The sequence below is a fragment of the Paracoccus alkanivorans genome (genome assembly GCF_003697785.1).
GTDB classification, from domain to species: Bacteria; Pseudomonadota; Alphaproteobacteria; order Rhodobacterales; family Rhodobacteraceae; genus Paracoccus; species Paracoccus alkanivorans.
In genome coordinates, this window is record NZ_QOKZ01000004.1 from 213493 (window position 1) to 227347 (window position 13855).

General features: G+C 65.0%; 12 protein-coding genes. 7 read left to right on the forward strand and 5 right to left on the reverse strand.

The window, feature by feature from the left end; all coding sequences use genetic code 11:
* Nucleotides 1-45: 45 nt before the first annotated feature.
* Together C9E81_RS12235 and rbfA are read right to left on the reverse strand one after the other, a co-directional pair.
* Nucleotides 46-804 (reverse strand): phosphodiester glycosidase family protein, encoded by a 759-nt coding sequence (locus C9E81_RS12235; RefSeq protein ID WP_122112636.1) that lies wholly within the window; start codon nt 802-804, stop codon nt 46-48.
* Nucleotides 794-1207, reverse strand: a complete 414-nt coding sequence (gene rbfA, locus C9E81_RS12240) for a 30S ribosome-binding factor RbfA (RefSeq protein ID WP_122112637.1) — start codon at nt 1205-1207, stop codon at nt 794-796. Before rbfA ends, C9E81_RS12235 begins: the two co-directional genes overlap by 11 nt.
* A gap of 70 nt (nt 1208-1277) precedes the next feature.
* Between rbfA and dapB the strand changes: the two genes are divergently transcribed.
* A complete protein-coding gene (dapB, locus tag C9E81_RS12245) occupies nt 1278-2111 on the forward strand; it encodes a 4-hydroxy-tetrahydrodipicolinate reductase (protein ID WP_122112638.1) in 834 nt (277 codons plus the stop codon).
* Nucleotides 2112-2252: 141 nt separating this feature from the next.
* On the opposite strand, the gene C9E81_RS12250 is transcribed toward dapB, so the two are convergent.
* Nucleotides 2253-2849 (reverse strand): COG3650 family protein, encoded by a 597-nt coding sequence (locus C9E81_RS12250; RefSeq protein ID WP_122112639.1) that lies wholly within the window; start codon nt 2847-2849, stop codon nt 2253-2255.
* An 89-nt stretch (nt 2850-2938) separates the two neighbouring features.
* Here C9E81_RS12250 and tsaE point away from each other — a divergent pair, with 89 nt between their 5' ends.
* Genes tsaE through trxA form a run of 5 tightly spaced genes read left to right on the forward strand, consistent with a single transcriptional unit; the run spans nt 2939 to nt 11698 of the window.
* Nucleotides 2939-4354: a tRNA (adenosine(37)-N6)-threonylcarbamoyltransferase complex ATPase subunit type 1 TsaE gene (gene tsaE, locus C9E81_RS12255; RefSeq protein WP_122112640.1), complete on the forward strand. Its 1416-nt coding sequence runs from the start codon at nt 2939-2941 to the stop codon at nt 4352-4354.
* The gene (locus tag C9E81_RS12260; protein WP_208021163.1) at nt 4339-5013 is read left to right on the forward strand and encodes a nucleotidyltransferase family protein; all 675 of its coding nucleotides are present in this window, start codon (nt 4339-4341) and stop codon (nt 5011-5013) included. Before tsaE ends, C9E81_RS12260 begins: the two co-directional genes overlap by 16 nt.
* Nucleotides 5006-7954, forward strand: a complete 2949-nt coding sequence (gene addB, locus C9E81_RS12265; RefSeq protein ID WP_122112641.1) for a double-strand break repair protein AddB — start codon at nt 5006-5008, stop codon at nt 7952-7954. Before C9E81_RS12260 ends, addB begins: the two co-directional genes overlap by 8 nt.
* Nucleotides 7947-11318, forward strand: a complete 3372-nt coding sequence (addA, locus tag C9E81_RS12270; RefSeq protein WP_166461895.1) for a double-strand break repair helicase AddA — start codon at nt 7947-7949, stop codon at nt 11316-11318. The genes addB and addA overlap by 8 nt, the downstream gene beginning before the upstream one ends.
* 59 nt (nt 11319-11377) lie before the next feature.
* Entirely contained in the window at nt 11378-11698 is a 321-nt protein-coding gene (gene trxA, locus C9E81_RS12275; protein ID WP_122112642.1) for a thioredoxin, read from the forward strand.
* Nucleotides 11699-11779: 81 nt separating this feature from the next.
* Here trxA and C9E81_RS12280 read toward each other — a convergent pair whose 3' ends face one another.
* Both C9E81_RS12280 and C9E81_RS12285 read right to left on the reverse strand, forming a co-directional pair.
* Nucleotides 11780-12178, reverse strand: coding sequence for a cupin domain-containing protein (locus C9E81_RS12280; RefSeq protein WP_122112643.1), 399 nt, complete (start codon nt 12176-12178; stop codon nt 11780-11782).
* Between the two features lie 48 nt (nt 12179-12226).
* Nucleotides 12227-13129 carry a hypothetical protein gene (locus C9E81_RS12285; RefSeq protein WP_122112644.1) on the reverse strand — a complete coding sequence of 301 codons (903 nt, stop codon included), beginning with the start codon at nt 13127-13129 and terminating at the stop codon, nt 12227-12229.
* Nucleotides 13130-13220: 91 nt separating this feature from the next.
* Between C9E81_RS12285 and hslV the strand changes: the two genes are divergently transcribed.
* Nucleotides 13221-13778: an ATP-dependent protease subunit HslV gene (gene hslV, locus C9E81_RS12290; protein WP_122112645.1), complete on the forward strand. Its 558-nt coding sequence runs from the start codon at nt 13221-13223 to the stop codon at nt 13776-13778.
* Nucleotides 13779-13855 lie beyond the last annotated feature (77 nt).

The following is a 13855-nucleotide window of genomic DNA, read 5'->3' on the forward strand; positions in this document are numbered from 1 at the left end:
TCGCGAATTGGAAGGCCGAGGGCATAGCCCCGGGTGTCCCGCCCGTCAACCGGCGCTTTCCACCAGCCCGATGATCGGCCCGAGACTGCGCCCGAAATCCGCCCGGTTTACCCCCGGCGCATAAAGCCGCGAGATCGAGCCGTCGAAATAGAGCGCATCGCGCACACCCAATCCGTCGCGGAACAACCGCCCGAATTCGTGGAAGGTCACCGGCCGGTCCGAGATCGCGAACCAAGCGGTTTGCCCATCGGGTGAGACGCCCACGCCGTTACGGACATAGCGGCTGTCCGAATCGACAAGGAAACGCGGGTGCAGATCACCGTCTATCACCAGCATCGGTCCCGATTGCGTCGCCAGCCGGCAACCCGGCCGAACCTTGGCGAAGGCCCGGCTTTCGATCACCTGGAACGGCCGCGACCCACCGGTGCAGAATACTCCGTTCGGCAGCATCCCGAAATTGCCGCCGCCCGCCGCCGTGGTGATCGGCGACAATTCCTTACCATCGACGATCAGCAGGCCGACAGGGCGATAATCGGGATGAAACATCCCGGCATTCATCGCGAAAGACAGGCTCTCTCCCTCGCCAAGCATCTTGCGGACATTGCTGAAATTGCGCAGCGGCCTGCCATCCGCCCCGTCCTGCCAAAGCTTCAGCGCGGGTTCCTGCTCTGCCGCCACTTCGCAGATAACATAACCGTTGCCGTCATGGCTCATCTTGCCGCATTCGGCGGCAGCGGCGGGCAGTGACATCGCCAGCACCATTCCTGCCGCAACGCCAAGCCGGCGCCGCAAATCAAGCCTCATCGTCATCCGGGGCCTCGACATCGCGCCGAACCCGCTCATCGGCAAATATGCGTCGCGTATCGTCCATGCGATCAAAGGTCTCGTCCAACTGGAAACGCAGCTGCGGCGCATATTTCAGCGTCATTTCCCTGGCGACCAGGTGACGCAGTTCGGGCGCATTGCGCCTCAGCGCTTCCAGCGCCTCCTCGGCCTCATATCCACCCAGGGGCAGCACGAAGGCCGTCGCCACTTTCAGATCCGGCGAGGTGCGCACTTCGCCCACGGTGATCGAATGACGGTTCAGATCCGGGTCATGCACATCCCCGCGCAAAAGTACGTCGGAAAGAGTGCGCCGGATCAATTCGCCCACGCGCAGCTGTCGCTGTGACGGGCCTTTACCATGAGAAAAGCGGTTCTGTGCCATGCGTCCCGATGTAGGGGGTCGCGGATGGCAAAGCAACGGGATATGACGCAAGAAAGCACGGGGGTGACAGATGAGTGATAGTGAAAAGGCAGAAGCCGGATTGCCGGGAATCGTGGTGACGGGCGCATCGGGCCGGATGGGGCAGATGCTTATCCGGCTGCTTCTGGAAAGCGATCAGGCCAGGCTGGTCGGCGCGCTGGAGCGTCCGGGACATGATTGGATCGGCCGCGATATCGGCGAGGCGATGGGCGGGGCTGCGGTAGGCGTGGTGGTCAGCGATGACCCGGTGACAGAGATCGCGCGGGCGCAGGCGGTCATCGATTTCACCTCCCCGGCGGCGACGGTGGCCTTCGCCGAGCTGACCGCGCAGGCCCGCGCCGTGCATGTGATCGGCACGACCGGGCTTGATGACGACGATCTCGCGCATCTGAAAGCCGCCGCCCGCCACGCGCCGATCATACGCGCGGGCAATATGAGTCTTGGCGTCAACCTGCTGGTCGGCCTGACCCGCAAGGTCGCCGCCGCACTGGGCGAGGATTGGGATATCGAGGTGGTCGAGGCCCATCACCGCCACAAGGTCGACGCTCCCTCTGGCACCGCCCTGATGCTGGGCGAGGCCGCCGCCGAGGGGCGCGGCGCCAGGCTGGCCGATCTGCGGATTCCCGCGCGCGAGGGCATCACTGGTCCACGCGAAACAGGCAGCATCGGCTTTTCCGCCATTCGGGGCGGAGACGTGGTCGGCGAGCATGATGTGATCTTTGCCGGGATGGGAGAGCGGATCGTGCTCCGCCATCTTGCCACCGACCGCGCCATATTCGCCCGCGGTGCCATCCGCGCCGCCCTGTGGGGACAGGACAAGGGGCCGGGAGAATACGACATGGCGGATGTGCTGGGCTTGGGGTAGTCACTTCGCGGGCCATGCAAGCAAGCCGTTCCCTTCTTCTTGCAAGTATCCCAGGGGTCGCCGGATTGGGCACCACTGGTTCGAGAACCGGCCGGCGACGGGCAGAGCCCCAGCCTTCGCGGGATGCGAAAGCCTCACCGGTCACGGCTGGATCGAACAACAGCCCGAGAGCATCATTGGCTCATCATCCTGCAGGATGACATGCGCCTCCAGGCCGAAAAGCCGGTTTGACATTCCATCCGAGCAAATGGCCCGCGTAGATGTCACCGTCATCCCCTCTGCCAGAATCGCCCGCATCGGATCACGGAATACTCCGGTTCCCATCACTGCCTGAATGGGCCGCGTGTCGTCCTCCATGTCGGGACGGCTCAGAAGAAGCTGGCCGGCCTGTCGTTCCAGCCCCCAGAAGGGCTCTGTCCCGTAACAACGGAAACCATCGGGCAGTTCGCCGTCCTCCCAGACATCCACCCGATAGGCGAGATAGGCCATCGAAACCCAACCCGAAGCCTCGCCGCTATTCACCCGCCCCCAGCCTTTCGTCTCTTCGACCACCTCGATCTTTGTCGCATCAGGGGCCAGCGTGCCGATGATCTCTGCCCCGGCATTCGGCTGCGCGCGGATATTCAACACGTCATCCGCCGCCACTCCCGTCACGTCGAACAGTGTCGGCAGGATATATTCCTGTGTTGCAAAGGCCGGTCCGGCCAATGCCGTCAGCAGAGCGGCAATACGCAGCATCTCGTGATCTCCAATCAATATCAACCGATCCGTAATCTCACACGGCAATGGCCATTTGCACAGCGGATTCCACAAGGTAGAAGCGGCTCATGACAACACATAGCCTGATCGCCGATGAAGACCTGACCGCCGCCCTTGCCCGCATGCTGGCGGCCACGGCCCGGCCCGGCCAGACACTCCTGCTGGACGGTCCGGTCGGGGCGGGCAAGACGCATTTCGCCCGCGCCTTCATCCGCGCCCGCCAGGGCGAGGCGGCCGAGGATGTGCCCAGCCCGACCTTCACGCTGGTGCAGACCTATGACGACCCGATGGGAACCGAGATCTGGCATGCCGATCTCTACCGCCTCACCGACCCGTCGGAACTGGACGAGTTGGGGCTGGATGAAGCACAGGGCAAGGCCATCTGCCTGATCGAATGGCCCGACCGGATGGAGGCGCTGCCCGAGGGTGCCATGACTGTTGCGTTCTCCAATCATGCCGATCCGGCCCTGCGCGAGATCACCCTGATCGGAGGAATCGATACGCGGCGGGCGATCCGGCGCGCCTGTTTCGCCAACGGTGTGGGATGGGCGGAGGCACGCGTCGAGCCATTGGCCGGGGACGCCTCGGCCCGGCGCTATTTCCGGCTGGCCGGGCCCGGGGGCAATGCGGTCCTGATGGACGATCCTTCGGGTGACGTGCCGCGTTTCGTCGCCATGACCCGTTGGCTGCGCGGCCACGGTTTCGGCGCGCCCGAACTCCTCGCCGAAGATCAGCAGGCGGGACTGTTGCTGGTCGAGGATCTGGGCGACAACCTCGTGGCACGGGTGCTGGAGAACCACCCGGGCATGGCCCCCGCGATCTATAATCGGATCACCGATTTCCTGATAGACCTGCACCGCCATCCGGTTCCCGATTTCGTTGCCCCACTGGACGGGCCGACCCTTGCCGATCAGGTCGGATTGTTCGCCGAATGGTATCCGCAGGCGGTCGGTGTTTCCGCCGAGATGGCCAAGGGGATCGCCCCCGAGATTGCCCGGCTGCACGCCGAATTCGCCGCCGATATTCCGCCGGTCCTCAGCCTGCGCGATTTTCATGCCGAGAACCTGATCTGGCGCGGCGATACTCCGCTTGGCTTGATCGACTATCAGGACGCCGTGGCCTGCCATCCCGCCTATGATCTGGTCTCGGCCCTGCAGGATGCCCGCCGCGATGTCGCGGAAGAGATCGAAACCGCCTGTATATCCCGATATCTGGAGGCGACAGGATTGGGCGAGGATCGGTTCCGCGCCGCCTATGCGTTGCTCGGAGCACAGCGGAACCTGCGCATCGTGGGAATTTTCACCCGCCTTTGCATCCGCGACGGCAAGCCTCGCTATCTGCGTTTCATGCCTCGGGTCTGGGAATATGTCCGCCGTGACCTCTCCCATCCCGCGCTTGCATCTCTGGCAGCGATAATCAGCGATCTGCCCGCCCCCGATGCCGACATTATCGAAAGGATCCGCCGCCAATGCGCCCAGCCCTGATGATCTTCGCCGCCGGGCTGGGCACGAGGATGCGGCCCCTGACCGACAACCGCCCCAAACCCCTGATCGAAGTCGCGGGCCAGACGTTGCTGGATCGCGCGCTGGCGATGGGCAGGCAGGCCCGGCTCTCGCCGATCGTGGTCAACAGTCATTATCTGGGCGAGCAGATCGCCGATCACCTGGCAGGGCAGGACGTGACCATCAGCGACGAGACCGACCTGCTGCTGGACACTGGCGGAGGCTTGCGCAAGGCCCTGCCGCTGCTGGGCACAGGGCCGGTGATGACCCTGAACCCCGACGTCGTCTGGACCGGACCCAATCCCCTTACCGCACTGTGCGAGGCCTGGGATGACCGGATGGATGCGTTGCTGGCCCTGGTGCCTCTCGCGACCGCGACGGCACGGGTCGGCGGTGGGGATTTCTCGATGGATGTAGTTGGCCGGATCACTCGCCGCGGCGATTTCGTCTATGCCGGCGCGCATATGATCCGTCCGGAGCGGCTGGCCGAGATCCCCGATCAGGTGTTCTCGCTGAATCGAATCTGGGATGTGCTGATTGCCGAGGGCCGTGCCTTCGGGATGATTCATACGGGCGGCTGGTGCGATGTCGGCCGACCCGAGGCGATCCCGCTTGCCGAGGCGGTGCTGGCCGATGGCTGAGTGGGAAAACGGCCTCTTCGCGCTTCCTCCCGGTGTCGATTTCGCCGGGGAGTTCGTGGCAGGATTCCTCGGACGCATGGCGGGCCAGCCACCCGAGGCGATCGCCCGCGTCACCATCTATGCCAATTCCGGCCGCACCCTGACGGCTCTGCAACAGGCTTTCGACTGCCACGGCCCCTTATTGCTGCCGCAGCTGCGCGTAATCACCGATCTCGGCGCCGGACCGGCAGCGAATCAAGGGCCGCTGGTCGCGCCGCTGGCCCGCAGGTTGCAACTGGCGCGGCTGATCGACCAGCTGCTACGGACGCGCCCCGATCTGGCAGCGGGTCATTCGGTCCCTGAACTGGCCCGTTCTTTGACCGGGCTGATGGTCGAGATGCAATCCGAAGGCTGTGGACCCGAGGCGTTGGAGCGCATCGATACCGGCGATCACGCCCGGCATTGGCAGGACGCGCTCGGGTTCCTGCGCATCGCCGCGCAGTTCTATCTGACCGGCACGCCGGTCGATCGCCCCGCCCGACAGCGTGCCAGCGCCGAACTGGCTGCCGCCCAATGGGCCAGAGAGGAGAACCTGCCGGCTGCGCCGGTGATCGTTGCGGGTTCGACCGGCTCGCATGGTGCGACACGGACCTTCATGCAGGCGGTTGCGGGATTGCCCAATGGTGCCGTGGTGCTGCCCGGTTTCGATTTCGACCAGCCGCGGGAAATCTGGGACAGGCTTGATGAGGAAGGCGAGGACCACCCGCAGGCACGCTTTGCGCCTCTGGTGAAAGCGGCGGGCCATCCGCGCCCCTGGACCAAGACCAAGGCCCCCGCACCGGACCGAAACAAGCTGGTCTCGCTTGCCTTGCGTCCCGCCCCGGTCACCGATCAATGGATCACTGATGGCCCATCGCTTCCCGACCTGATGCGAGCCTGCGAGGGCCTCACACTGATCGAGGCCGACCAGCCCCGCAGCGAGGCCGAAACCATCGCGCTGATCATGCGCGAGGCAGCCGGGTCGAATAAACCAATCACGCTGATTGCCGCCAATAGCGGGTTGATCCGGCGGGTTGTTGCGGCGCTGGATCGCTGGCATCTGCGCCCGGATGACAGTTCCGGCCAGCCGCTGCACCTGACCGCGCAAGGACTGTTCCTGCGTCATCTCGCATCCCTGTTTGGCCAGTCGCTGACCATCGATCGGCTGCTGATCCTGCTGAAGCACCCGATGACCGCAACCGGCTCGGAGCTGTTCGGTTCAAACGAGGCCCGCCGTCAGGCGCGCGAACTGGAGTTGCGTCTTCGTGCCCGCGGCCCGGCCTTTCCCGATGGCGATGCCTTGCGCGATTGGGCCAGCAAGGGAGATCAGGCGCGCAAGACATGGGCCGAATGGCTGGCCGGTATCCTCGACCGGATCGCGGGTTTCGAGGCCGATCATGCCCCCCGTCCATTGCCCGATCGGCTGGCGGATCTGCGAACTCTGGCAGAGACCCTGGCGGCCGGGCCAGATGGTGATGCCGGAAACTCTGCGTTGTGGAGCGGAAAGACAGGGTTACAGACCGCAGTCATAATGGATCACATGGCAACGCATGCCGGCGAAGGTCCGCCCTTGTCTCCCGCCGATTTCGCGGCCTTGCTCACGGACGAGTTGCAGGCGCAATCGATCCGCGACGATGTTGAAACGCATCCCCTGCTGCGCATTCGTGGCCCGAGGGAGGCACGGACCGAAGGACATGGCACCGTCATTCTCTCGGGGCTGAACGAGGGCGAATGGCCCCAGCCCCTTGATCCCGACCCATGGCTGTCGCGGCAGATGCGCAGGCAGGCCGGACTGACCCTGCCCGAACGGCAGATCGGGTTGGCTGCGCATGATTTTCAGCAAGGCATCGCCGCCAAGCGGGTGATCCTGACCCGCGCCAGGCGCAATGCCGAGGCCGAAACCATCCCATCGCGCTGGCTGAACAGGCTGACCAACCTGATGGCCGGATTGCCGGACCGTGGCGGCCCGGAAGCACTGGCCGACATGCGGAAACGTGGCGCGGAATGGCTGGCGATGGCCGAGGCGCTGACTCGCCCCGAAGGAGAGATCCGGCCCGCCCCGCGCCCATCCCCCGTTCCTCCCGCTCCGGCATTCCGCGAACTGCCGGTCACCGATATCTCGCTGCTGATCCGTGATCCCTACGCCGTCTATGCCAAGCGCGCTCTCGGGCTTCGCCCGCTGAACCCCCTGCGCCCGGAACCCGACGCCGCCCTGCGCGGCCAGACCCTGCACAGCATTGTCGAGCGATTGCTGAAGACAAACCCGAGCCCCGACATCGCCGCCGACCAGATGCGCGCCGAGTTCCTGCGCATCACTGCCGAAGTGTTGCGGCAAGAGGTTCCGTGGCCCGCCGCCCGCGCCTTCTGGCAGGCCCGGATGGAGGCGATCGCCGACCGGATCGTGGCGGATGAACTGACCCGTTTGGCCGAGGGCCATCCGCAAGTAATCGAAAGGCGCGGGGCGGTCTCGCTCGCGGGAATGGATTTTCGCCTGACTGCCAAGCCCGACCGGATCGATCTGCTGAATGACGGGCGGGTGACGATCTACGACTACAAGTCCGGCTCTCCGCCCACCGACAGGCAGATCGCGCATTTCGACAAGCAATTGATCCTCGAGGCCGCGATGGCGCGACGCGGCGGTTTCGATGCGCTCGGTCCTGTCGATGTGGCAGGCATCCGCTATATCCAGCTTGGCGGAGAGGGCCGGACCCATGAGCGCGAATACTCCCCCGAGATGGAGGCCCGGAGCTGGGACGGATTTGTCCGGCTGGTCGGCGCCTACCTTTCGGGCGATATCGGTTTCACTTCCATGCGCTCGCCTGAAAAGACCAGCTATACGGGCGACTACGATCATCTCGCGCGATATGGCGAGTGGTCGCTGGCTGATTCCGCGCAACCCGGGAAGGTCGGCGATCATGGATGAGGCGACCCGCAATCAGACCGAAGCGGCGGATCCGGCGAAATCGACATGGCTGACGGCCAATGCGGGATCGGGCAAGACGCGGGTGCTGACTGACCGGGTGGCGCGACTCTTGCTGGCCGGGACAGCGCCGGAACGCATCCTCTGCCTGACCTATACCAAGGCCGCCGCGACCGAGATGCAGAACCGCCTTTTGAAGCGCTTGGGCGAATGGGCGATGCTGCCCGAGGCAACGCTGAAAAAAGCGCTCGAGCAATTGGGAGAAAGCGGCGATCCCGACCTGGCCGAGGCCCGGCGCCTGTTCGCGCGTGCGATCGAGGCGCCGGGCGGGTTGAAGGTGCAGACCATCCACAGCTTCTGCGCGGCCTTGCTGCGGCGCTTTCCGCTGGAGGCCGGGGTGCCGATGGGCTTTGCCGAGCTTGACGACCGCAGCGCCCGCGCCCTGCGCGCCGAGATCGTGGAGGAGATGGCGGATGAGGGCGATCCGGCGATCCTCGATCTGACGGCGCTGCATTCAGGCGACAACCTGGACAGTTTCCTGGCTGGGCTGTCCGAAGCCGATTTCGAATATCCGCCCGACGCAGATGCGATCTGGGCGGGACTGAACCTGCCGCCGGGATTGGACGAAGGGGCATTGCTGGCCGAAGTTTTCGATGGCGGCGAGAGCGACCTGTTTGCGGCGCTGGTGCCGATCCTGCAAGGCGGCAAATCCAGCGATCAGAAGCTGGCCGACAAGCTGCGGCAGGGCAATTGGTCCGCACCGATGCCGGTCGAGTTCAGATTGCTGGTGGACACGTTGCTGACTGGCGAAAAGGCGAAAGAACCCTTCACCGCGAAAATCGGCGGCCTTCCGACCAAGGAACTGCGTAGCGGCCCTTGCGCGTCCCTGATGCCCGATCTCGAAGCGTTGATGCAGCGGGTGCAGGACAGCCGCCCCCGGATGCTCGGCCTTGCCATCGCGCGCAAGACATTGGCGCTGCACCGCTTTGCCCACGCTTTCACGCGGCGTCTGGTGGTGCGCAAGGCGGCGCATGGCTGGCTGGATTTCGACGATCTGATCCGCCGCACCGCCCGGCTCTTGCGGGAATCCAGCATGGCGCAATGGGTGCTCTGGCGGCTGGATGGCGGTATCGATCATATCCTTGTGGACGAGGCGCAGGATACCAGCCCCGAGCAATGGCAGGTCATTCGCAGCCTGACCGACGAATTCACCAGCGGCGCGGGTGCCAGTACCCATCCGCGCACACTGTTCGTCGTCGGCGATCCGAAACAGTCGATCTATTCCTTCCAGGGTGCCGATATCGCGGTTTTCGAGGAAATGCGTGGCCTGTTCGACAAGGATTTCCAGGCGATCCAGCGCCCCATGCAGCAACGCGGATTGTCGCATTCCTTCCGCTCGTCCCCGGCGATCCTGTCGCTGGTCGATGCGGTATTCCGGAACGGCGCCGCAGAGGGGCTGGGGGATCCGCCGCGCCATATCGCCTTCCGCGACAGCCTGCCGGGGCGGGTGGATATCTGGCCGCCTGTTCCCGAGCCGGACAAGCCCGAGCATGGCGACTGGACCGAGCCGGTCGATGCACCTGCCGAGAATGCCGCTGACACGCTGCTGGCCCGCGCCGTCGCCAGGCAGATACAGGCGATGATCGGCACGCCCATCTTTGACACCAAGTCCGAACGGGTCCGCGCCATCGGCCCCGGCGACATCCAGATCCTTGTCCAGCGCCGCTCGGGCCTGTTCGAGGAATTGATCCGCGAATGCAAGGCGTTGAGCCTGCCCGTGGCCGGGGCAGACCGGCTCAAGCTGGCGGCGGAACTCGCTGTGCGCGATATCACCGCGACACTCTCGGCGCTGGTAACGCCCGAGGACGATCTTTCGCTCGCGGCAGCCCTGCGTTCACCGCTGTTCGGGCTGTCCGAGGACGACCTTTACCGGCTCGCTTCCGGACGCGGGCGCATGACCCTGTGGCAGAGATTGCGGGAATCACCGCATGAGCAGGCCCGCGATATCCTGAACGATCTGGCCAGGTGGACAGATTATATCCGCCCCTATGACCTGATCTCGCGGCTTCTGACCCGGCATGGCGGGCGCAACGCCCTGCTGGCCCGCTTGGGAGTCGAGGCCGAGGATGGCATCGACGAGCTTTTGTCGCAGGCGCTGGCCTATGAGACGGTCGAGCCGCCTTCGCTGACCGGTTTTCTTGTCTGGCTGTCGGGCGACGAGGTCGAGGTCAAGCGCCAGCTTCCCGGCGGCTCGGGCGGACTGATCCGGATCATGACGGTGCACGGGGCAAAGGGGCTGGAAAGCCCGGTGGTAATCCTGCCCGAGACACAGAAACGACGTGCCGACAGCCGCGCCCGCACCGTCAGGGTCGCGGATATGCAGGTATGGCGCGGCAGTGTCTCGGAGCGTCCCGAGCCCGTGGCCGAGGCGGTCGGCGCACAGGCCCGGCGACAGGAAGAGGAACGGCGGCGGCTGCTCTATGTGGCGATGACACGGGCGGAAAGCTGGCTGATCGTGGCCGCGGCGGGTGACACCGGGACCGGGCTTGAAAGCTGGCACGGCATGATCGCCGAGGGCGCGGGCCGGGTCGAGTTGGATTCCAGCAATATCGAGGTCGAAGGCATCGGCACCGGGCGGCGCCTGTCCTTCGGCAACTGGCCCGATGACGAGATTGCCGCCGATGCCGCGTCAGCCGGCCGGATTTCGCTTCCTGAATGGGCGCAGCGCCGGGCCGCGACGCCTCCCCGGCAGCCGCGCCCCGTTGCGGCAACCTCGCTTGCCGGTGCCAAGGTGCTGGGATCTTCGATGGAGGACGCCGATCCCGCCGCCGCCATGCTGCGCGGCACCCGTCTGCATCTGCTGCTGGAGCATCTGCCCGGTTCGCCTGCCGAGGATTGGCCGACCCTGGCCCGGGCGGCTCTGGCAGGGGCCGAAGGCGGCCTGCCGGATCGGGACGAGATAGAAGCCTTGCTGGCCGAGGCGCGGGGCGTGATCGAGGCACCCGAACTGGCCGAGGTGATGGAACCCGCCCCCGACGCTACGATCCTGCGCGAGGTCCGGCTGACTGCTACCGTTCCAGGCATCGGCCCGCTGCACGGCACCGTCGACCGGCTGATCCTGCGAGAGCGGGAGGTTCTGGCCATCGACTATAAGTCCAACGCCGTGGTCCCCGATCGCCCCGAGGCCACGCCGGACGGCATCCTTCGCCAGATGGCGGCCTACCGCGCGGCGTTACGGCTGATCTATCCCGAACATGCGGTTCGGACCACCATCCTGTGGACCGCGACCCGCAGCCTGATGGCATTACCCGATCCGCTGCTGGATGAGGTGATCGAGCCCCTTGACCGCGAGACCTCGCGTCCATAGCTGTTGGAGGAACCCTCTCGCCGGATCCTCCGGCTCACGCCCTTCAAGGAGCATCGAATATGGCTACCGTGCATGTGAACGACAGCGACTTCGACACCGAGGTCCGCAAGGCCGATACCCCCGTTATCGTGGATTTCTGGGCTGAATGGTGCGGACCGTGCAAACAGATCGGCCCCGCACTGGAGGAACTGTCGGATGAATATGCCGGCAAGCTCAAGGTCGTTAAGGTCAATGTGGACGAGAACCCGGAACAGGCCGCAGCCCTTGGCGTGCGCGGCATTCCCGCGCTGTTCATGTTCAAGGATGGCGAGGTCATCTCGAACCGCATGGGCGCGGCACCGAAAGCCGCATTGAAAAACTGGATCGACGAAAGCGTCTGATCCGCCGCGACAGCCGTCCGGCGAATTCCCCGGATGGCTGACTGCCGCGTTTTCATGCGCTCTTGGCGACGGCGCCGATAATCACATGTCGGCGTCGCCCTCTAGTTCTGGATCCGGCAGGTCTGTCTGGATCCAGCGCGGGCTGTGATGGACATCCACGGTTTCCAGCCGCCCCGGCCCGAGATTGTGGAACTTGTGCGGCACATCGCGCGGTCCAAGCAGAACGTCTCCCTCCTCTGCTTCGATCTTGCGGTCGCCAATGGTGAAAAGCGCACGACCCCTCCTTATGACGAACAGTTCGTCATAGGGGTGCACATGCCATTTGGGCCCCTTGCCCGGCGTATCGTTGGCATAAAACAGCACCGTGATCCCGGCATCGATCTGCGCCCCCTCGATATGTCCATGCCACGGATCCCGCCCGGATCCCCAAACCTCGCGCGGAACACGAACCGCGCGGTCGCTCCCGGATTCATTCGACATCTTCTCCCCCTCCCCGGGTTTCTCCTCGTCCTTGCGATGGCAACCGCTTCACACGGGCCAGCCGCCGCGTCTCATCGCCGCCAGCAAACGCTCATCCGCATCGGGTGCCATCATATCCAGGCTGCCTTGCCGCAGAAACCAGTCCAGATATGCCGCGAAATCGGGGCGATGCTGCGGCGCGCGCGTCAGGGCCTCCTCTGGCCCCAGATCGGCCACGTTGAGCGCGATGTGATGAAAATCAACCTGTGCGAACAACACCGCAGGTTTTCCGAGAATGTAACCGTCAAAGGCCGTCGCGCTGTTTTGCGTCGCCACGAAAGCGCAATCGCGCAACAGGCTGGCGGTATCGCCGCCAATCGTCAGATTGGGAAAGCGGCTCTCCAGATCCTTGAGTGCGGCCATGTCCGCGTCGTCATATTTTTCGTTCGGATGCAGGGTCGCAACAGCCGGCCGGCCCGTCCGGGCGACGGTCTCGATCATCTGCACCGGACTCATGGTCTGGAACGAACGCTGCCGCCGGATACGTCCCTGAAGAGGGATCAATACGTGCTCCCCCCGCTTGGGCTCCGGCCCCGGCAGAACCCTTCCGCGCAGGCGATCCGCGAAATCCCGGGCATCCTCGGCATCAAGCTGATCCGGATCGAAGGCCGCCCTGGCGATAGGCCAGCGCCAGCGCTCGGGCACCCGCTCCAGTCGCCAAAACGGATAATGATATGCCAGCCGGAAGGTAAGCGCCTGCGGGTGAGTCGGTCTTTCCATGTTGAAAAGCGCATATCCGGGACGTCGCGGCGCCTGCGCCCGGGCCGCGCTGCCTGACTTATGCACCTCTATCCGCCAGCCCCGGGCTTTCAGCAGTCCGCTCATCCTGTTGATAAAGCCGAGTTTACCGGCCCTGACAGTTTGCAGAACCGGGTGATGCAGGTAGATGTGCAGATGCAAGGGCGTGCTCATGCCTTGCAGGCTAATTCGGCCTTCGTCCGGTAGCAACGGGTTGCGAAGCCGGGCCCGCAGCCATATCTGACCCGAAACGACGGAGGCCGGGATGGCAGAAGACAAGTTTCCAGGATGGCACGGCACCACGATCCTCGCGGTGCGGCGGGGCGGCAAGGTCGTGGTCGCGGGCGATGGCCAGGTCAGCGTCGGCCAGACGGTGATGAAGGGCTCGGCCCGCAAGGTGCGCCGTCTCAAGCCCGGCGGGCGCGACGTGGTGGCGGGTTTCGCGGGATCGACCGCCGATGCCTTCACCCTGCTTGAACGACTGGAGAAGAAGCTCGAGGCCGCGCCGGGGCAGTTGCAGCGCGCCTGTGTCGAACTGGCCAAGGACTGGCGCACCGACAAATACCTGCGCAACCTGGAAGCGATGCTGATCGTGACGGATGGCAACCAGCTTTACGTCGTGACCGGTGCGGGCGACGTGCTGGAGCCCGAACATGATATCGCCGCGATCGGCTCGGGCGGGAATTTCGCGCTGGCGGCAGCCCGGGGCCTGATCGAAAGCGATCTGGACGCCGAGGCGATTGCCCGCAAGGCGATGGCCATCGCGGCGGATATCTGCGTCTACACCAATGGAAACCTGACGGTCGAGACCATCGAAGGGTAAGGGGGCGCCGCCCCCTCGGCCCTGGCGGGCCTCGCCCCCGAGGTATTTGGACAAAGAAGAAACAGTATAGGCAGAGC

What these genes read in the sequence shown, in the direction of transcription:
- C9E81_RS12235 (WP_122112636.1), bottom strand. Translation starts at nt 804, where the DNA reads ATGAGGCTTGATTTGCGGCGCCGGCTTGGCGTTGCGGCAGGAATGGTG.
- rbfA (WP_122112637.1), bottom strand. Translation starts at nt 1,207, where the DNA reads ATGGCACAGAACCGCTTTTCTCATGGTAAAGGCCCGTCACAGCGACAG.
- dapB (WP_122112638.1), top strand. Translation starts at nt 1,278, where the DNA reads ATGAGTGATAGTGAAAAGGCAGAAGCCGGATTGCCGGGAATCGTGGTG.
- C9E81_RS12250 (WP_122112639.1), bottom strand. Translation starts at nt 2,849, where the DNA reads ATGCTGCGTATTGCCGCTCTGCTGACGGCATTGGCCGGACCGGCCTTT.
- tsaE (WP_122112640.1), top strand. Translation starts at nt 2,939, where the DNA reads ATGACAACACATAGCCTGATCGCCGATGAAGACCTGACCGCCGCCCTT.
- C9E81_RS12260 (WP_208021163.1), top strand. Translation starts at nt 4,339, where the DNA reads ATGCGCCCAGCCCTGATGATCTTCGCCGCCGGGCTGGGCACGAGGATG.
- addB (WP_122112641.1), top strand. Translation starts at nt 5,006, where the DNA reads ATGGCTGAGTGGGAAAACGGCCTCTTCGCGCTTCCTCCCGGTGTCGAT.
- addA (WP_166461895.1), top strand. Translation starts at nt 7,947, where the DNA reads ATGGATGAGGCGACCCGCAATCAGACCGAAGCGGCGGATCCGGCGAAA.
- trxA (WP_122112642.1), top strand. Translation starts at nt 11,378, where the DNA reads ATGGCTACCGTGCATGTGAACGACAGCGACTTCGACACCGAGGTCCGC.
- C9E81_RS12280 (WP_122112643.1), bottom strand. Translation starts at nt 12,178, where the DNA reads ATGTCGAATGAATCCGGGAGCGACCGCGCGGTTCGTGTTCCGCGCGAG.
- C9E81_RS12285 (WP_122112644.1), bottom strand. Translation starts at nt 13,129, where the DNA reads ATGAGCACGCCCTTGCATCTGCACATCTACCTGCATCACCCGGTTCTG.
- hslV (WP_122112645.1), top strand. Translation starts at nt 13,221, where the DNA reads ATGGCAGAAGACAAGTTTCCAGGATGGCACGGCACCACGATCCTCGCG.